Origin of the sequence: Caulobacter sp. BE254 (assembly GCF_031457295.1) — a bacterium.
GTDB lineage: Bacteria > Pseudomonadota > Alphaproteobacteria > Caulobacterales > Caulobacteraceae > Caulobacter.
Window position 1 is genome coordinate 59,906 of the sequence record NZ_JAVDWJ010000007.1, and the last position, 16,765, is coordinate 76,670.

The 16,765-nt window shown below is 70.2% G+C and carries 16 protein-coding genes and 1 tRNA gene; 10 read left to right on the forward strand and 7 right to left on the reverse strand.

What is annotated here, in order from left to right; all coding sequences use genetic code 11:
• Position 1 precedes the first annotated feature (1 nt).
• The 3 genes from J2X41_RS14035 (at position 2) to J2X41_RS14045 (ending at position 2,428) form a co-directional block, all read left to right on the forward strand.
• Positions 2–439, forward strand: coding sequence for a MarR family transcriptional regulator (locus J2X41_RS14035; protein ID WP_310082593.1), 438 nt, complete (start codon positions 2–4; stop codon positions 437–439).
• Positions 440–458: 19 nt separating this feature from the next.
• On the forward strand, positions 459–1,589 hold the full coding sequence (locus J2X41_RS14040; protein ID WP_310082595.1) for an HPP family protein: 1,131 nt from the start codon (positions 459–461) through the stop codon (positions 1,587–1,589).
• Positions 1,590–1,789: 200 nt separating this feature from the next.
• Positions 1,790–2,428, forward strand: a complete 639-nt coding sequence (locus tag J2X41_RS14045; protein ID WP_310082596.1) for a hypothetical protein — start codon at positions 1,790–1,792, stop codon at positions 2,426–2,428.
• On the opposite strand, the gene upp is transcribed toward J2X41_RS14045, so the two are convergent.
• Positions 2,425–3,054, reverse strand: coding sequence for a uracil phosphoribosyltransferase (upp, locus tag J2X41_RS14050; RefSeq protein ID WP_310082597.1), 630 nt, complete (start codon positions 3,052–3,054; stop codon positions 2,425–2,427). The two genes, J2X41_RS14045 and upp, sit on opposite strands and share 4 nt — an antisense overlap.
• A 186-nt stretch (positions 3,055–3,240) precedes the next feature.
• Positions 3,241–3,864, reverse strand: a complete 624-nt coding sequence (locus tag J2X41_RS14055) for a TetR/AcrR family transcriptional regulator (protein ID WP_310082598.1) — start codon at positions 3,862–3,864, stop codon at positions 3,241–3,243.
• Between the two features lie 102 nt (positions 3,865–3,966).
• Between J2X41_RS14055 and J2X41_RS14060 the strand changes: the two genes are divergently transcribed.
• The 4 genes from J2X41_RS14060 to J2X41_RS14080 all read left to right on the forward strand — a co-directional run bounded on the left by J2X41_RS14060 (position 3,967) and on the right by J2X41_RS14080 (position 9,191).
• The gene (locus J2X41_RS14060) at positions 3,967–5,436 is read left to right on the forward strand and encodes an efflux transporter outer membrane subunit (protein ID WP_310082599.1); all 1,470 of its coding nucleotides are present in this window, start codon (positions 3,967–3,969) and stop codon (positions 5,434–5,436) included.
• A gap of 67 nt (positions 5,437–5,503) precedes the next feature.
• A complete protein-coding gene (locus J2X41_RS14065; protein WP_310082600.1) occupies positions 5,504–6,628 on the forward strand; it encodes an HlyD family efflux transporter periplasmic adaptor subunit in 1,125 nt (374 codons plus the stop codon).
• Positions 6,629–6,662: 34 nt separating this feature from the next.
• On the forward strand, positions 6,663–8,246 hold the full coding sequence (locus J2X41_RS14070; protein ID WP_310082601.1) for a DHA2 family efflux MFS transporter permease subunit: 1,584 nt from the start codon (positions 6,663–6,665) through the stop codon (positions 8,244–8,246).
• Between the two features lie 171 nt (positions 8,247–8,417).
• Complete coding sequence (locus J2X41_RS14080) at positions 8,418–9,191, forward strand: FadR/GntR family transcriptional regulator (RefSeq protein WP_310082602.1); 774 nt, start codon at positions 8,418–8,420, stop codon at positions 9,189–9,191.
• An 82-nt stretch (positions 9,192–9,273) separates the two neighbouring features.
• Here J2X41_RS14080 and J2X41_RS14085 read toward each other — a convergent pair whose 3' ends face one another.
• Positions 9,274–11,295, reverse strand: coding sequence for a transglycosylase domain-containing protein (locus J2X41_RS14085; RefSeq protein ID WP_404979938.1), 2,022 nt, complete (start codon positions 11,293–11,295; stop codon positions 9,274–9,276).
• Positions 11,296–11,511: 216 nt separating this feature from the next.
• Between J2X41_RS14085 and J2X41_RS14090 the strand changes: the two genes are divergently transcribed.
• Both J2X41_RS14090 and J2X41_RS14095 read left to right on the forward strand, forming a co-directional pair.
• The gene (locus J2X41_RS14090; RefSeq protein WP_310082604.1) at positions 11,512–12,273 is read left to right on the forward strand and encodes a FadR/GntR family transcriptional regulator; all 762 of its coding nucleotides are present in this window, start codon (positions 11,512–11,514) and stop codon (positions 12,271–12,273) included.
• A 29-nt stretch (positions 12,274–12,302) separates the two neighbouring features.
• Entirely contained in the window at positions 12,303–13,241 is a 939-nt protein-coding gene (locus J2X41_RS14095) for a DUF4861 family protein (RefSeq protein ID WP_310082606.1), read from the forward strand.
• Positions 13,242–13,298: 57 nt separating this feature from the next.
• Here the strand turns inward: J2X41_RS14095 and J2X41_RS14100 are convergent, their stop codons facing one another.
• Complete coding sequence (locus J2X41_RS14100; RefSeq protein ID WP_310082608.1) at positions 13,299–14,528, reverse strand: glycoside hydrolase family 27 protein; 1,230 nt, start codon at positions 14,526–14,528, stop codon at positions 13,299–13,301.
• A gap of 640 nt (positions 14,529–15,168) precedes the next feature.
• Between J2X41_RS14100 and J2X41_RS14105 the strand changes: the two genes are divergently transcribed.
• The gene (locus tag J2X41_RS14105; protein WP_310082610.1) at positions 15,169–15,366 is read left to right on the forward strand and encodes a hypothetical protein; all 198 of its coding nucleotides are present in this window, start codon (positions 15,169–15,171) and stop codon (positions 15,364–15,366) included.
• A gap of 10 nt (positions 15,367–15,376) precedes the next feature.
• On the opposite strand, the gene J2X41_RS14110 is transcribed toward J2X41_RS14105, so the two are convergent.
• From J2X41_RS14110 to J2X41_RS14120, 3 genes are all read right to left on the reverse strand, one after another.
• Positions 15,377–15,461, reverse strand: a tRNA-Leu gene (locus J2X41_RS14110).
• A gap of 121 nt (positions 15,462–15,582) precedes the next feature.
• On the reverse strand, positions 15,583–16,092 hold the full coding sequence (locus J2X41_RS14115; protein ID WP_028039520.1) for a MarR family winged helix-turn-helix transcriptional regulator: 510 nt from the start codon (positions 16,090–16,092) through the stop codon (positions 15,583–15,585).
• 337 nt (positions 16,093–16,429) lie between these two features.
• Positions 16,430–16,675, reverse strand: a complete 246-nt coding sequence (locus J2X41_RS14120; RefSeq protein ID WP_404979941.1) for a hypothetical protein — start codon at positions 16,673–16,675, stop codon at positions 16,430–16,432.
• Between the last annotated feature and the right edge of the window lie 90 nt (positions 16,676–16,765).

Below are 16,765 nucleotides of genomic sequence, written 5' to 3' on the forward strand. Positions count from 1 at the left end.
GTTGGGCGGTGAAATTTCCGGCGAGGACGGGCTGACGCGGGCGCAATATGTGGCGCTGGCGGCGTTCCGCTACGAGCTGCGCCGGTTCCTGGCGTTCAGCGAGACCGCCGCCCATGGCGCGGGCCTGCCCGCCCAGCAGCACCAGGCGCTGCTGGTGATCGCCGGCTTCGAGGGGGCCGACGCGCCGACCGTGGGGACGCTGGCCGAGCGGCTGCTGGTCGCCCCGCACACCGCCACCGAACTGGTCGCGCGCATGGTCGAGGCCGGCTTGATCGCCAAGACCCCGTCGCGCGAAGATCGCCGCAAGATGCGGCTGGCCCTGACGACCAAGGCCGAGTCGCTGCTGGCGGAGCTGAGCGCGGCCCACCTCGAGGAACTGAAATCCCTGGAGCCCGCCCTGACCGCGGCGCTCGCCCGCCTGGGCCGCGACCAGGCCTGACCCGAACCGATCCGAGATCATGCGAAACACCCTCGTCCAGGTCCTGCGCGGCCGCCAGCCGATCCGTCCCCAGGACCTCCTGCGCTCGGGCCTGGGGGCCCTGATCGGCATTCCCGCCACCGGCCTGCTGGCCCACCTGATCGCCAGCGGCCAGCCATCGGCGGTTCCGCTGCTGGTCCCGCCGATCGGCGCCTCGGCGGTGCTGGCCTTCGCGGTGCCGGCCAGTCCGCTGGCCCAGCCCCGCGCCGTGATCGGCGGCAACATGGTCTCGGCCCTGGCCGGGGTGACCTGCGCCCTGGCCTTCCATCCGCATCCGGTCCTGGCGGCGGCGGCGGCGGTGGCCTGCGCGATCGTCGCCATGGGCCTGCTGGGCTGCCTGCACCCGCCTGGCGGCGCTGTCGCCCTCGGCGCGGCCCTGGTCGCGGGCCCGGCGGGTCCGGCGTCGTACGGCTACGTCTTCGTGCCGGTGGGACTGTGCTCGATCCTGCTGGTGCTCTGCGCCATGGCCTACGCCCGAAGCGTCGGACGGTCCTATCCCCACCGCGTCCCGCCGCCCGCCAACGTGCACGACACCAAGGACGCCCCGCCCCTGCGCCGGGTCGGCTTCACCCAGGCCGACATCGACAACGCCCTGGCCCACTATGGCGACCTGCTGGACGTCGACCGCGCCGACCTGGACGCCCTGTTCCGCGAGGTCGAGCTGCAGGCCCACCGCCGGATCCACGCCCACATCCTGTGCAGCGACATCATGTCCCGCGACGTGCTCAGCGTCGACCTGCACCAGAGCGCCGAGAGCGCCCTGGCCTACATGCGCGCCCACGACCTGCGCAGCGCCCCGGTGATCGACTCCGAACGCCGGGTGGTCGGCATGGTGCGCCGGGCCGAACTGCAGACCGGCCGGGAAGGCCCGGTCGAGGCGGTGCTGGACCCGTTCGTGCACAAGGTGCGGCCGGGCACGGCGATCGAGGCCCTGCTGCCGATCCTGTCCAGCGGCGTGGCGCACGAGGCCATGGTGGTCGACGAGAACCGCGTGCTGCTGGGGATCATCACCCAGACCGACCTGCTGGGCGTGCTCTACCGCGCCCACATCGTCGAGGCCGTGGCCCTGCAACGGGCCGAGGAGTCCGGCGCGATCGACCCGGCGATCTAGGCCGGATCGGCCCTGAAGGCCGTGCGTGCTCCTCGTCCTTCGACAAGCTCAGGATGAGGAGCATTTACAGGCCGATCAGTAGGAAACCTCATCCTGAGCCTGTCGAAGGACGAGGTTTTCGGCCCCAGAGCGAAATGTCGCCCCTTCCAGGACGGCGGATTCCGCTTGCACGATTCCGCCAACCCAGGCGATCTCGGGCCATGCGCCGCTCGTCTCCCTTCCTGTTGATCTGCACCCTGCTGGCCGGTCCAGCCCTGGCGTCGGATCCGGGCACGATGCAGCAGAAGGACACCCTGCGTGACGCGGTGGCCGCGCCGCTGGAGGACCTGAACCTCAAGCAGACCGCCATTCCCGCCGTGCTGCAGCGGGCCGTCGACAGCCCCTACGACCTGACCGGCCTGGCCCGCTGCGAGGGGATCGCCGGCGAGGTCGGCCGGCTGGACGCGGCCCTGGGACCGGACCTGGACGAGGTCCCGCCGCCCGACGAACGCTCGCGCGGCAAGAAGGTCGCCGACGCCGCCTATGGCGCGGGCGTGGGCCAGGTGCGCGACACGACGCAGCACGCCCTGCCCTTCCGCGGCTGGGTGCGCAAGCTGACCGGCGCGGCGCGGCATGACCGGGCGGTGCAGGCGGCGATCAAGGCCGGAGCCGTGCGTCGCGGCTATCTGAAGGGCGTGGGCATGCGCATGAACTGCGCCCCGCCGGCCGCCCCCAGCTGGTTCGTCCCCGCCCCGCCGCCCAAGCCGGTCGCCGCGCCGTCCGCCCCCAGTCCGCTGGAGCGGCTGGCGGCCTTCTGGGCGGGCGTCACGGCCTGGTGGCGAGGTTGGTGGCCCTTCTAACGCGTGCCGAATGTCCGGTCGCCGGCGTCGCCCAGGCCCGGCACGATGTAGCCATGGTCGTTCAGCTCGGCGTCCACCGCCGCCGTCCAGATCGGCACGTCGGGATGGGCCGCGCGCAGGGTCTCCACGCCTTGCACCGAGGCCACCAGGCAGACAAAGCGCAGGTCGCTCACGCTCGAGCGCTTGAGCAGGTTCAGCGCCGCCACCGCCGTGTGGCCGGTGGCCAGCATCGGGTCGACCACGATGACCAGGCGGTCGGCGATGTCCTCGGGGGTCTTGTAGTAGTACTCCACCGCCTCCAGCGAGGCGGGGTCGCGGAACAGGCCGATGTGCGCCACCCGCGCCGAGGGCACCAGGTCCAGCATGCCTTCGGCCATGCCCAGGCCCGCCCGCAGGATCGGGGCGAAGACCAGCTTCTTGCCGGAGATCTCCTCGGCCGTGGTCGCGGCGACGGGGGTCTCGATCTCGACCGTGTGGGTCGGCAAGGCCCGGGTGACCTCGTAGCAGAGCAGGGTCGCGGTCTCGCGCATCAGGGCGCGGAAGGTCTTGGTCGAGGTCTGCTTGTCACGCATCCGGGTCAGCTTGTGGCGGACCAGGGGGTGGTCGACGATGGTGACGCCTTGCATGGGCCGAGGTTCCGTCTCGCGGGAGGCGGACGGCGCTCCCTTCCCCGAACCCAGTGCCGTCTTAGCGCCGTCTCGCCAAGCGGAAAACGCCTGGAGCATCGCGCGGAAAAGTGGATGCCGGTTTTCCGCAAAAGCGATGCGAAAGCAAAAATCTAGAGCAAGCCGCGCGATTTCGCGCGGCTTGCTCTAGGCGTTCGCGCCATAGGCGGCCAGGAACACCTTGACCGCCGGCAGCACCTCGCGGTCGATCTCGTCCGGCGTGGGCGCGTCCATGGCCCGGCACAGCCGCGCCTTCAGCATGCGGTTCTGGCACAGGCCGATGAACTGGTGGGCGGCGTGGACCGGGTCGTCGATCGCCAGCTGCCCGCCGTCGATGGCCTTCTGCAGGATCGCGCCCAGCAGCTTGGCCCCGCTCCTGGGGCCCGCCTCGTAGAAGGCGTGGCCGATCTCGGGCGTGCGCTGGGCCTCGGCGACGATCACCCGGAAGTTGGCCATGCTGAAATCGCTCAGCACGATCGACAGATAGGTGCGCCCGACCTTGGTCAGGGCCTGGCGGATGTCGCCCGGTTCGGATCCGATCTCGAACATGGCGTCGCGCTGCCAGGCGCAGTGGCGCACCACATAGGCGGCGAACAGCTCTTCCTTGTTCTTGAAGTAGTTGTAGAGCGTGCCCTTGGACCCGCCGAGCCGGGCGGCGATCGTCGACATGGACGCGTTGGCGTAGCCCTCTTCCAGGAACACGTCGCTGGCGACGTCCAGGATGGCTTCACGACGGGCGTCTCGGTCGAGACGCGGTTTCACGTCCTGCATCATTTCTTTTCCTTCGGGAGCCCCCTTGATCCCGTCAAGCTCGCGGTTATATCAGCGCCACCATATGACCGTACAGTACGGTCAATTCAAGGTCAGCCGCCGATGTCATCCAACGTCCTGGACAAGCCCCCCGCCTCCAAGTCGCCCGGATCCCACGCGATCGGCGCCACGGTTTCGATCCTGCTGGCCGCCCTGCTGACCAGCGCCTGCGCGACCATGCCGGACGCGGCGCCGGCCCGGGTGGCCAAGGCGCCGGAGACCTACGCCACGGCTCAGACCCTGGCCGCCTCCGAGGCCGCCGCCTGGCCGGTCGACGCCTGGTGGAAGGCCTATGGCGACACCCAGCTGGACGCCCTGGTCGATGAAGCGCTGACGGGCTCGCCCACCCTGGCCCAGGCCGGGGCTCGCTTGCGTCGCGCCCAGGCCCTGGCCAACCAGGCCAAGGCCGCCCAGCTGCCCAGCGTCGGCGCCAACGGCGCGGTCGAGCGGTCCAAGCAGAGCTACAACAACGGCATCCCCGCCGACTTCGTGCCCCAGGGCTACAACGACTACGGCCGGCTGAGCCTGGACTTCAGCTGGGAGCTGGACTTCTGGGGCAAGAACCGCGCGGCCGTCGCCGCCGCGACCTCGGAAGCCCGGGCCGCCCAGGCCGACGCCGCCCAGGCCCGGCTGATGCTGGCCACCTCGGTGGCCGCCAGCTACGCCGACCTCGCCCGCCTCTACGCCGAGCGCGACGTGGCCGAGCGGTCGGTGGCCCTGCGGCAGGAAACCCTGACGCTGGTCAGCAACCGGGTGACCAACGGCCTGGATACGCGTGGCGAGCTGCGCCAGGCCGAGGCCGGGCCGCCCAACGCCCGGGCCGAGCTGGCCGCCCTCGACGAGCAGATCGCCCAGACCCGCAACGGCCTGGCCGCCCTGCTGGGCGCCGGCCCCGACCGCGGCCTGGCGATCGCCCGTCCCTCGGTCGCCGCCCTCAAGCCGTTCGGCCTGCCCGCCAACCTCGCCGCCGACTTGATCGGCCGCCGCCCCGACGTGGTCGCCGCCAAGTGGCGAGCCGAGGCGGCCAGCAAGCGGATCGGCCAGGCCAAGGCGGCCTTCTATCCGAACGTCAACCTGGCCGCCGCCATCGGCGTGCAGTCGCTGCACCTGGACAAGCTGTTCGACAGCGGCTCCGACGTCGGCAGCGTCGGTCCCGCCGTCAGCCTGCCGATCTTCGAGGGCGGGCGGCTGAAGGCCAACCTGCGCGCGGCCGAGGCCGATCGCGACGGCGCGGTGGCCGCCTACGACTCGGCCGTCACCCAGGCCCTGCGCGACGTGGCCGACGTGGCCGCCAGTGAGCGGGCCCTGAGCACCCGGCTCAGCGAAAGCCGCGCCGCCCTGGCCGCCAGCGAGGACGGCTTCCGCATCGCCAAGCTGCGCTATCAGGGCGGCCTGTCGACCTACCAGAACGTGCTGATCGCCGAACAGGCGGTGCTGTCGCAGCGCCGGATCGTCGCCGACCTGGAAAGCCGCGCCCTGACCCTGGACGTCGCCCTGGTGCGCGCCCTGGGCGGCGGCTTCGCCCCCGGCTGATCCAAGCCTGATTTCCAGTCCGAACCCTTCCCGTCCCTTCGTCTTCGCGCCTCCAGGACCTTCCGCCATGGCCGACACCGCCTCCCCCGCCAAGCTCGCCAAGCCCAACGGCAATCGTCGACAACTGCTGACCGGCCTGGCCGTCGTGGTCGTCATCGGCGTCGTGCTCTGGGTGCTCTACGCCGTCCTGATCGGCTCGCGCCACGTCGAGACCGACAACGCCTATGTCGGCGCCGAGGTCGCCCAGGTGACGCCGCTGATCAGCGGGCCGGTCGCCAAGGTTCTGGTCTCCGAGACCCAGACCGTGACCGCCGGCCAGCCGCTGGTGGTGATCGACGACGCCGACGCCCGGATCGCCGTCCTCGCCGCCCAGGCCGCCCTTGGCCAGGCCCAGCGCAAGGTGCAGGGCTATTTCGCCAGCGACGACGCCCTGGCCGGCCAGGTGGCGGCCCGCGAGGCCGACATCGCCCGCGCCGCCGCCGCCGTGACCGGCGCCCAGGCCAGCCTGGAGCAGGCGCGGATCGAACTGTCGCGGCGCAAGGCCCTGTCGGACTCCGGCGCGGTGTCCGGCGAGGAGCTGACCACCGCCCAGAGCCAGTACACCAACGCCCAGTCGGCCTTGATCGAGGCCCGCGCCGCCCTGGCCCAGGCCAAGGCCAGCCGGACCGCCGCCGCGGGCAACCGCGAGGTCAACACCGCCCTGATCTCCGGCCTGCCCGCCAACAAGAACCCGGAAGTCGCCGCCGCCGAGGCCCGTCTGGCCAGCGCCCAGCTGGCCCTGGACCGCACCGTGCTGCGCGCGCCGCTGGCCGGGGTGGTGTCCAAGAAGAACGTCCAGGTCGGCCAGCAGGTCCAGGTCGGCGCGCCGCTGATGGCCATCGTCCCGACGACCAACGCCTATGTCGACGCCAACTTCAAGGAAGTGCAGCTGGACAAGGTCCATATCGGCCAGCCGGTGACCCTGACCTCCGACCTCTACGGCCACGGCGTGAAGTTCCACGGCCGGGTGACCGGCCTGTCGGGCGGCACCGGCTCGGCCTTCTCGCTGATCCCGGCCCAGAACGCCTCGGGCAACTGGATCAAGGTGGTCCAGCGCCTGCCCGTCCGCATCGCGCTCGACCCGGGCGAGCTGAAGGACCATCCGCTGCGCGTGGGCCTGTCGATGAAGGCCGCCATCGACATCTCCAAGTAGCCCGCGCCCGTAAGCCCCCGCAAGGAAGCGTCGCATGGCCGACCCGGACTCCTCCCCCGCAGCGCCCGCCGCGCCGGCCCAGCCGGCCGGCCCGGCGCCGATGACCGGCATGCTGCTGGGCGTCACCTCGATCGCCCTGGCCCTGGGCACCTTCATGCAGGTGCTCGACAGCACCATCGCCAACGTCTCGATCCCGACCATCGCCGGCAATCTGGGGGTCAGTTCCAACCAGGGCACCTGGGTGATCACCTCGTTCGCGGTGGCCAACGGCGTGTCGGTGCCGCTGACCGGCTGGCTGATGGGCCGCTACGGCGTGGTCAAGACCTTCATCGTCTCGGTGCTGCTGTTCACCCTGGCCTCGTTCCTGTGCGGGATCTCCTGGAACCTGCCGTCGCTGATCGGCTTCCGGGTGCTGCAGGGCCTGGTCTCGGGCCCGATGATCCCCGGCTCCCAGGCCCTGCTGATCATGATCTTCCCGCCCAACAAGCGCGGCACGGCCCTGGCCATCTGGTCGATGACCACCCTGGTGGCGCCGATCTGCGGCCCGATCCTGGGCGGCTACATCTCCGACAACCTGGCTTGGCCGTGGATCTTCCTGATCAACGTGCCGGTCGGCCTGATCTGCGCCTTCCTGTGCTGGCGCGGCATGGCCTCACGCGAGACCCCGACCCGCAAGGCGCCGATCGACACCACTGGCTTCATGCTGCTGCTGGTCTGGGTGGGCGCGCTGCAGGTGATGCTCGACACCGGCAAGGACGTGGACTGGTTCAACTCCACGGCCATCGTCGTCGAGGCGGTGGTGGCGGTGGTCGGCTTCGCGGCCTGGGTGATCTGGGAACTGAACGACAAGCACCCGATCGTCGACCTGTCGCTGTTCAAGTCGCGCAACTTCGCCTTGGGCACCGTGGCCCTGTGCCTGGGCTATGCGGTGTTCTTCGGCAGCAACCTGTTGCAGCCGCTGTGGCTGCAGACCCGGATGGGCTACATCGCCACCTGGGCCGGGCTGGTGGCCGCGCCCAGCGGGGTGGTCGCCGTGGTCCTGACCCCGTTCGCGGCCCGGCTGATGCAGAAGGTCGACGCCCGCTGGACCGCCAGCCTGTCGATGGTCGCCTTCGCCCTGTCGTTCTTCATGCGCTCGGAGTTCACCCCCGACGTCGACTTCAAGGCCCTGGTCTGGCCGATGCTGGTGCAGGGCGTGGCGATGAGCACCTTCTTCATCTCGATGGTCACCATTTCGCTGAACGGCGTGCCGCCCCAGCAATTGCCGTCGGCCTCGGGCCTGTCGAACTTCTCGCGGATCACCGCCGGCAGCTTCGCCGCCTCCCTCACCACCACGGTCTGGGACCGCAGCGAGTCGCTGCACCAGACCCGGCTGGCCGAGACCATGGGCGCCACCGACCCGGCCTGGCTGCAGGCGGTGGAGCGTCTGCAGGCGGTGGGACTGAGCCACGCCCAGGCGGTCGGGGCGGTGACCAACCAGGTCGTCAACCAGGCCTATCTGCTGGCCACGGTGGACTTCTTCCGCGCCTCGGCCTGGCTGACGGTGCTGCTGATCCCCTGCATCTGGCTGACCAACAAGGCGATGAGCGGCGGCGGCGCTCCGCCCCCGGCGGACTGAGATTATCGCGTTCAGCGCCGTGCTTGGTCCTCGTCCTTCGACAAGCTCAGGATGAGGACCATTTCACAGGCCGCGCAGTAAGACCTCATCCTGAGCTTGTCGAAGGACGAGGTCTTCGCTTCCGCCGCGTCGCCGCTTAGGATAGCGCCGTCGAGAGGGTTGAAGACAAACATGACGACGACGGCGGCCGCCAATCCCCTGCGCCTCTACCAGCGCGTGGCCGCGGACATCGGCCAGGCCATCGCCGACGGCCGTCACCAGCCGGGCCAGCGCCTGGCCTCCGAACGCGACCTGGCCGAGGCGTTCGGGGTCAGCCGCCCCACCATCCGCCGCGCGGTGATCGCCCTGGAGATGCGCGGCCTGCTGGAGGCGCGGCAAGGTTCGGGCGTCTATGTGCGCGCCGGCGGCCAGCCGGCCCCGCCGCCGCGCGACCTGGACATCGGGGCCTTCGACCAGGCCGAGGCCCGCCGCCTGTTCGAGGGCGAGGCCGCCGCCCTGGCCGCCACCCTGATCACCGACGAGGAGCTGGCCTATCTGGAGACCCTGGTCGCCGAGATGAACAGCGACAAGTCGACCAAGGAACAGTCCGAGCTGGCCGACCGCCAGTTCCACATCACCATCGCCCAGGCCACCCGCAACAGCGCCATCGTCCGCGTGGTCGAGAACACCTGGGACCTGCGCTACAAGTCGCGCCTGTGCATGCAGATGCTGGAAAAGGCCCGGCACGTACGCAAGCGGCCGCTGAACGACGAGCACCAGGACATCATCGAGTCCCTGCGCACCCGCGACCCCAAGGCCGCCCGCGCCGCGATGCAGACCCACCTGGGCGGGCTGATCGAGAACCTGCTGCTGACCGCCGAGCTGGAGGCGATGGAACAGACCCGCGAGCGCCTGGCCAGCAAGCGCGAGGAGATCGCGCTGCGGGCCGCCAGCGCGGCGAAATAGGCGCGCACGTACTGAAACCACCCCCTTCGTTGTCATCCCGGACAGCCTCTGCGAGGCTTCCGGGATGACAACCTGTTGTGGCTTAGCCCGCCGGCCGATCCGCCGCCGGGGCCCCCGGCGCGGCGGGGACCGCGATGACGGGGGCGGCCGGAGCGGCGGGCGGGGCGTCGGACGCGGGCGCCGCGCCGTCGGCCGGCGGCGGGACCTCGCCCTCGGGCGGAACCGCGCCCTCGGCCAGCGTGCCGTCTGGGTTCAGCAGCGTCGGGTCCTCGGCGGCCGACACCGCGTCGTCGCCCTCGGGCTCGGCGACTCGGGGCGCGTCGCGGTTCACGGCGTAGGTGGCCACGCTCTTCCAGATCTTGGCCGGCAGGCCGCCGCCGACCACGCCGTTCATGGCGCTGTTGTCGTCGTTGCCGACCCAGACGCCGATCACCAGGTCGCCGACATAGCCGACGAACAGGGCGTCACGGTAATCCTGGCTGGTGCCGGTCTTGCCGAACGCGCCGGGGATCGCCGCCTCGATGCCGGTGCCGCGCTGGGTGGCCGAGCGCAGCAGGTCGCGCATGCCGGCCAGCTCGGCCTTGCTCAGCGGTTTGACGCCGGCGGGCTTCTTCCAGTCGGCCAGGCCGTGCGGGACCACCGGCGCCTCGCCGGCGTCGATGGCCGCATAGGCCGCGGTCAGCCGCACCAGGCTCATCGGGCCGGTGCCCAGGGCCAGGGTCAGGTCATTGGGGATCGGGTCGGTGACGCCCAGGTCGCGGGCGGTGCGGACGATCGCGTCGCGGCCGATGTCGTGGGCCAGGCGCACGGCCGCCACGTTGGACGAAGCGGCGAAGGCGGTGATCAGCGGCACCTCGCGGCCGGCGTACTTGCCCTCGTGGTTCTTGGGCGTCCAGCCGCTGACCTGGACCGGCGCGTCGAGGATCGGGCTGGTCGGGGTCATGCCCTGGCGGATCGCCGCCAGGTAGACGAACAGCTTGAAGGCCGAGCCCGGCGGGCGCTGGGCGTCGGCGCGGTTGAACTGGCTGAGCTTGTAGTCGCGACCGCCGACCATGGCCACGATCCGGCCGTCGGTGCGCATGGCCACGATCGCCCCCTGGGTGACGTTCAGCGCCTTGCCGTCGCGGGCGATCGCCTGGTCGAGGATCTTCTCGGCCTGGGCCTGCAGCTTGGGGTCCAGGGTGGTGCGCACCACCGTCTCGCCATAGGTGTTCTCGAACACCGCCTTGGCCTGGGGGAACACCCAGTCGGCGAAGTAGGAGCCGACGGGCAGCTTGGGCCGGCCCGCCTGGACATGGACCTGCTGGACCGCGCGGTCGGCCTGGGCCTGGGTGATCACCCCGGTGTCGACCATGGCCCCCAGCACGGTCTTCATCCGCGTCTTGGCGCCCTCGAAGTTCTCGGTCGGGGCCCAGCGCGACGGCGCCTTGACCAGGCCCGCCAGCATCGCCGCCTCGCCCACCGACAGCTGCTCGGGCGACTTGTCGAAATAGTGCCGCGCCGCCGCGCCCAGGCCGAACGTGCCGTCGCCGAAATAGACCGACGACAGGTAGCGCGACAGGATCTCGTCCTTCGACAGCCGAGCGTCCAGGTAGAGGGCGATCAGCACCTCCTGGATCTTGCGCCGGAAGGTGCGCTTGTTGGACAGGAAGGCGTTCTTGGCCAGCTGCTGGGTGATGGTCGAGCCGCCCTCGGACACCCCGCCCGCCTTGGCGTTGGCGCCCACGGCCCGCAAGATCGCCTTGGGGTCCACGCCGATGTGCTTGTAGAACCGCCGGTCCTCGATGGCGATGAACGCCCCCGGCACATAAGCCGGCAGCTTGGCGACGTCGACCGGCGCTTCCTTGTACGAGCCCCGGCGGGCGATCGGCGAGCCGTCGGCGGCCACGATCACCAGGGTGGGGTTGGCCAGGGGCTCCAGCGCCCGCCCCAGCGGCAGCGACCACAGCAGCGAGGCGACGAAGGCGATCACGGCCAGCACCACCGCCGCTGCGCCGCCGATCAGCCAGGGCCGTCGCTTCCAGACCGGCGGCTTGGCCCGCGGCGCGGGCGGGGCCTCCGGCGGCGTCGGGTCGGCGGGGGCGAGGTCAGCGGCGTCGGACATTCGGGTCGCACTCGTTCGGGCGAAAGGTCGCCAGGATGAGCGCGGCAATAGCACAGACGATCCCTCCGGCGGCACGCCCCTCTCGCCGCGTGGCGCAAAAAATTGGCTAGGCCAGTGGCGCCTTCCTGCCGGCCGCCGGCGAGGTGTCGAGGCTGCCCGCCGCGCCGAAACGGTGACGCTGTTGCCCCGCCGCCCCCGCTGGTTAGGATGACCGACATGACCACTGGCGCCTCCGATCCTCAGAAGCTCTACCAGCAGATCGCCCGGGCGATCGCCACGGCCATCAATGACGGCCGCTACGGCCCCGGTGACAAGCTGCCGTCGGAGCGCGAACTGGCCGACGACTTCGGCGTAAGCCGGCCGACCGTCCGCGACGCCATGATCGCCCTGGAGTTCCAGGGCCTGGTCGAGGCGCGCCAGGGCTCGGGGGTCTATGTCAACGCGCTGGCGGCGCCGGGGACGGAGGATCCGGCCGAGGTCGAGGTCGGCGCCCTGGAGCTGACCGAGGCGCGGCGACTGTTCGAGGGCGAGGCCTGCGCCCTGTCGGCCGCCACCGCCACCGACGAGAGCCTGGCCCTGCTGGAACAACTCGTCGACCAGATGGCCCGCAGCTTCGCCCCCGACGAGGTCGAGCGGCTGGAGCAGGCGTTCCACCTGGCCATCGCCCGCGCCACCGGCAACGCCGCCATCGAGGCCGGGGTCGAGGACCTGTGGGCCCTGCGCCAGCAGTCGCCGGCCTGCGTGGCCATGCTGCGGCGGGCCCGCGCCCACGGCGGCGGCGACGCGGTCGAGGCGCACCGGCGGATCGTCGCCGCCCTGCGCCGGCGCGACCCCAGGGCCGCCCGCCAGGCGCTCCACGCCCACCTGGCCCAGGTGATCGAGAACCTGCTGGCCGTGGCCGAACTCGACGCCCTGCAACAGACCCGCCAGAAGATGGCCGAACAGCGCCGCGAACTGGCCCGCCGCACCCAGATCTGACCCCTTCCCGTCGTCACGAGGTCCGCCCGATGACCAAGCCCCTGCTTCACCTCGCCCTGGCCGCCGCCCTCGCCGCGCCCGCCCTCGCCTCAGCCCAGGCCCCGCCGACGATGCCGCCGATCGTCAAGCCGCTGCCCAGGCCCGACGCCGAGGGCCAGAAGCCGCGCGCCGTCGTGGTCTATGCCGACTACCGTTACGACGACATCCTGTGGGAGAACGACCGCACAGCCCACCGCATCTACGGCCCGGCCCTGGAGGCGGCCGAACCGCCCTCGACCTCGGGGATCGACGCCTGGGGCAAGTCGGTCCGCTGGCCGTTCATGGACCGCCAGTTGCGCACCGGCGACCAGCATTCGTTCCATGGCGAGGGCCTGGACTTCTACGACGTCAACACCTTCCGCGGGGCCGGCGGCCTGGGGGTGTGGCAGGACAACAAGCTGTGGACCTCGCGCAACTGGAAGTCCTACCAGGTCCTCAAGACCGGCGGCGACGTCGCCCAGTTCAAGGTCGACTACGCCCCCTGGCCGGTCGACGTGGACCGCAAGGTCTGGGAGACCCGCACCTTCACCCTGCCGCTGGGCACCAACTTCACGCGGATGGTCTCGACGATCAGCTCCGACAAGCCCGGCCCGCTGGTGGTCGGCATCGGCATCAGCAAGCGCAAGCCCGCCCACGGCGGCGCGGGCGGGGTGTTCACCCAGGACCTCGGGGCCGGCCGCGTCTCCTATTGGGAGCCGACCGACCCGGTGAAGGGCACGATGGCCATCGCCCTGATGGTCGATCCCAAGGCCCTGGTCGAGGTGCGCCAGGACGCCGACAACTACCTGGTCCTGGTCCGGGTCGAGCCCGGCAAGCCGTTCGTCTACTACATGGGCGCGGCCTGGGACAAAGGCCTGGACTTCCACGACCGGGCCAGCTGGGAGGCCTATGTCCGCTCGGAAAAGGCCGATTTCGACCCGGCGCACTGAGGCGCAACCCTCCGCGCGGTGGCAATGACTCCTTGCGCGCCGCGCGGCCGGTCGCCCCTATGTCTTCGCGGGGCCGGTCAGGCGCAACATCAGCACGCTGTGCGGCGCCAGCCGGGCTTGCAGCGTGGTGCTGGTGTCGCCGGTCTTCTTGCTCCACAGGTCGGACCAGCCGTAGACGGTCTGCTTGAAATCGACCGACCGCTTGCTCAGACCATCGCCCAGGACTTCCGCCTTCCAGTCATGGCGAACGTCGAGAGCCTGGTTGGAGCGGTTGAGGAACATCAGCGCCCATTGGTCGCCATCGAGCGGCTTGGCGTAGATCTCCAGCGGACCGTCGACCATAACGCGCAGCGCCTGCACACCCAGCTTGTCCTGGCTCACCGCGATCACGCCGGGGTTGGTCAGGATGCGGCGGGTCGACTCCGACATGGACCGCAGGTCGTTGCCCAGGATGAGGGGCGAAGCCATCATGGCCCAGATCGACAGGTGGGCGCGGTCTTCATCCTCGCTCATGCCGTTGCCCACTTCGAGCATGTCCATGTCGTTCCAGTGGCCGGGTCCCGCGAACTGGCGCAGGCCCGCCTGCCTGTCGAGGATGCGCAGCACGCCCAGACCCGTCGACAAACCGGGGCTGAATTCGCAGTCGAAGCAATTGTAGATATCGGGCGTGGTGCGCCACGAATGGCCAACCTTGGCGCCCCACTCCCACGGCTTGCCGATGCCCCATTCGCATATGCTGAACACCATCGGACGGCCCGCCTCGGCGATCGCATCGCGCATCGTGGTGTAGGCCGGTTCGGGGCTCATGCCTGGGGTGTTGCACCAGTCGTACTTGACGTAATCGATGCCCCAGCTCGCATAGGTCCGCGCATCCTGATACTCGTGGCCGCGGCTGCCGGGACGGCCGCCGCAGGTGGTCGCACCGGCGTCCGAGTAGATGCCCAGCTTCAGTCCCTTGCCATGCACATAGTCCGCCAGCGCCTTTATGCCGGATGGGAAGCGCGTGGGGTCGGGGTGGATGTCGCCGTTGGCGTCGCGCTTGCCCTGCCAGCAATCGTCAATGTTCACGTATTGGTAGCCGGCGTCCTTCAAGCCCGTTGCGACCATGGCGTCGGCGGTCTCACGGATCAGGCGCTCGTCGATGCTGCAGGCGAATTTGTTCCAGCTGTTCCAGCCCATCTGCGGGGTGCTGGCCAGGCCTTCAGCCTTTTGAGCCCAGCTATTGCCGCAGGTGGCGGCGGCCAGAAAGACGCCCAACAGGAGCTGCACTATGCGTTTGGTGTTCATCTCGAATCCCTGAGGCTGGTCCTGGCGTCCTAGCGCCGCGCCATATTGAGGTGGGCGATCTTAAATACGACTTTTGTTGTCTTCAGAAAGCGCCATCGCCGAATTTCTAGGAAATGCCGATAGTCTTTTAAGCCCGCGGCCAAGATTCAAACCTGGGCTCTCCGCGAAGCGCCGTAATCGTGACTCCATACCCTACGGGAACCTCAGTTTCAGATTCCAGAGTCAAAATCTAGATCCATCCAATTCAGTCACAGGGTTTCGATTCAGGATCATCAACGACCTTAAGGCTTTCGAATTCTCAAATTTCTTGAGTCCCTGACCGGACAAATCGGCGCCGGCCCGGCGGCTGGAAGCCCTCGTGCCCGCCGGGCTTCACCGGCCATACGTCTGGCGGTCCAACCTCTGGTCCGACGAATGCCCCAGCCAATAGATCCCATTGCGTCCGGAATTGGTGGTCTCGTTCGATCAGGTGTTCGGCGAGCACTTCAGGCATGGCGCGCTTGCCGATGTCTCGATCAGAGAAGGCGCCCCGGACTGTGTCGCAAGGACCAGGTCGCCCGGACGCCCGGCCCTCGGCATGGCGGAACCGGAAAAGCCGATGCGCGCTCAGCAGCACGAACACGAAGAGGAAGAAGCAGCCATGGCCGAAACGCCTCGCCGAGCTCCGTTACGCGCCGGGCGGTCGCTGAAGGCGCCGCTGGGCGCGGCGGCGACGGCGGTGGACTGGGCGACCTTGGCGCTGCTGGGCGTGGCGACGGTGGCGCTGGCCATCAGCACCCGGCTGCCGTCGCGGCGCCGACCCAAGGCCGCGCCAGCCGCGAGGCCGCCCGAGACTTGATCGGAAGAATTGGTGCGGGCGGTCGGGGTCGAACCGACACTCCTTTCGGAACCGGATTTTGAGTCCGGCGCGTCTACCAGTTTCACCACGCCCGCGCTTCGCGGCGACGCAAGGTCGGCGAAGGAGGGGTTGTCTAGCAAAGGCCCGCGCGAAGTTCCAGCGTCGGTTTCGCCTTGATCGACCGCCCGTCCTTCGCGACGCGCCGTCTTCGCCGCGTCAGGACCCCGGCGCGGTGTCGGCGCCGTAGAGGGTGCCGGCGGCGGACTCCAGCTGGCCCAGCAGGCGCTTGAGCGTCGCCACCTCGCTGGGCGCCAGGCCGGCCAGCAGCGCGGCCTCGTAGGCGCGGGCCAGGGGCACGATCTCGGCGAACAGGCGGCGGCCGGCGGCGGTCAGCTCCAGGCTGTGCGAGCGCCGGTCGACCCGGTTGCTCAGCCGCACGGCCAGGCGGCGCTCGACCAGGTCCTGGGCGGCGCGGCTGACCCGCACCTTGTCCATGGCGGTGCGGACGACGGCGGCCTGCTGGGTCAGCGGGCCCTCGGCCAGCACCGACATCAGCCGCCATTGCGGGATGCTGAGGCCGAACCGGTCCTCGTAGGCGCGGGAGACCAGCCGGGTCACCGCATTGGCGGCGACGACCAGCTGATAGGGCAGATAGTCGGCCAGCGAGACGTGCTCGGGGGCGCCTTCGGGGGGAATCTGAGTCATGAGTGAGACCGTCGCGGCCATGGCCTTCCTTTCGTCCTCCATACGCCCGCGACTCTGGCGGTCGCTCGCGTCGACAAGGCCCGATCTGGCGCGGCGCGTCTGCTCCGCTCAATCATGGCCAAGCCTGAAGGAAGGAAAGCGGGCGTTTCGCCTGGTGGTTGTGCATCCAGCCTCCCGGACGCCCAGCGAAGGGGCGCCGCCGGCAAGGCCCGGTCCTGGTCAGCGCCGCCCGGCGGCGTCGAGGTTCGATGAGACAAGCGCCCCGGCTCCAGAAGGCGGAAAATTCCGCAACACCCATGCGGACTTGGCGAGAATTGTCCCGAGCGTCAAGAACCTTCGGTCCTTCTCGCGACCGGGGTTACGCCGGTCCGCGGGAAATGACGCCGCGGGCCCGGGCGCCCTGGTCGTAGCGGCTGGGGCCGCCATAGACGGCCACCTCGCACAGGATGTCGCCGCCGGGCTGGTCGGACCAAAGATAGTTGCGCTCGACCTCAACATTGCGCCCGGCCGGAGAGACGCCCTCGAAGGTGTCGCCCCAGGGAATCACCTTGTTCAGGTCGCGCCAGGTCAGGGTCATGGCGCGCGCCAGCTCGTCCTGGGCCATGGCTTCGAGGTCGGGATCGCTCATCGGGGTCTTTCCAAGGTCAGTCGCCGCCTCGACAACGTCCGCCGCGCGCGATAGGCCCGCAAGAGG

What these genes read in the sequence shown, in the direction of transcription:
- J2X41_RS14040 (WP_310082595.1), top strand. Translation starts at nt 459, where the DNA reads ATGCGAAACACCCTCGTCCAGGTCCTGCGCGGCCGCCAGCCGATCCGT.
- J2X41_RS14045 (WP_310082596.1), top strand. Translation starts at nt 1,790, where the DNA reads ATGCGCCGCTCGTCTCCCTTCCTGTTGATCTGCACCCTGCTGGCCGGT.
- upp (WP_310082597.1), bottom strand. Translation starts at nt 3,054, where the DNA reads ATGCAAGGCGTCACCATCGTCGACCACCCCCTGGTCCGCCACAAGCTG.
- J2X41_RS14055 (WP_310082598.1), bottom strand. Translation starts at nt 3,864, where the DNA reads ATGCAGGACGTGAAACCGCGTCTCGACCGAGACGCCCGTCGTGAAGCC.
- J2X41_RS14060 (WP_310082599.1), top strand. Translation starts at nt 3,967, where the DNA reads ATGTCATCCAACGTCCTGGACAAGCCCCCCGCCTCCAAGTCGCCCGGA.
- J2X41_RS14065 (WP_310082600.1), top strand. Translation starts at nt 5,504, where the DNA reads ATGGCCGACACCGCCTCCCCCGCCAAGCTCGCCAAGCCCAACGGCAAT.
- J2X41_RS14070 (WP_310082601.1), top strand. Translation starts at nt 6,663, where the DNA reads ATGGCCGACCCGGACTCCTCCCCCGCAGCGCCCGCCGCGCCGGCCCAG.
- J2X41_RS14080 (WP_310082602.1), top strand. Translation starts at nt 8,418, where the DNA reads ATGACGACGACGGCGGCCGCCAATCCCCTGCGCCTCTACCAGCGCGTG.
- J2X41_RS14085 (WP_404979938.1), bottom strand. Translation starts at nt 11,295, where the DNA reads ATGTCCGACGCCGCTGACCTCGCCCCCGCCGACCCGACGCCGCCGGAG.
- J2X41_RS14090 (WP_310082604.1), top strand. Translation starts at nt 11,512, where the DNA reads ATGACCACTGGCGCCTCCGATCCTCAGAAGCTCTACCAGCAGATCGCC.
- J2X41_RS14095 (WP_310082606.1), top strand. Translation starts at nt 12,303, where the DNA reads ATGACCAAGCCCCTGCTTCACCTCGCCCTGGCCGCCGCCCTCGCCGCG.
- J2X41_RS14100 (WP_310082608.1), bottom strand. Translation starts at nt 14,528, where the DNA reads ATGAACACCAAACGCATAGTGCAGCTCCTGTTGGGCGTCTTTCTGGCC.
- J2X41_RS14105 (WP_310082610.1), top strand. Translation starts at nt 15,169, where the DNA reads ATGGCCGAAACGCCTCGCCGAGCTCCGTTACGCGCCGGGCGGTCGCTG.
- J2X41_RS14115 (WP_028039520.1), bottom strand. Translation starts at nt 16,092, where the DNA reads ATGGCCGCGACGGTCTCACTCATGACTCAGATTCCCCCCGAAGGCGCC.
- J2X41_RS14120 (WP_404979941.1), bottom strand. Translation starts at nt 16,675, where the DNA reads ATGGCCCAGGACGAGCTGGCGCGCGCCATGACCCTGACCTGGCGCGAC.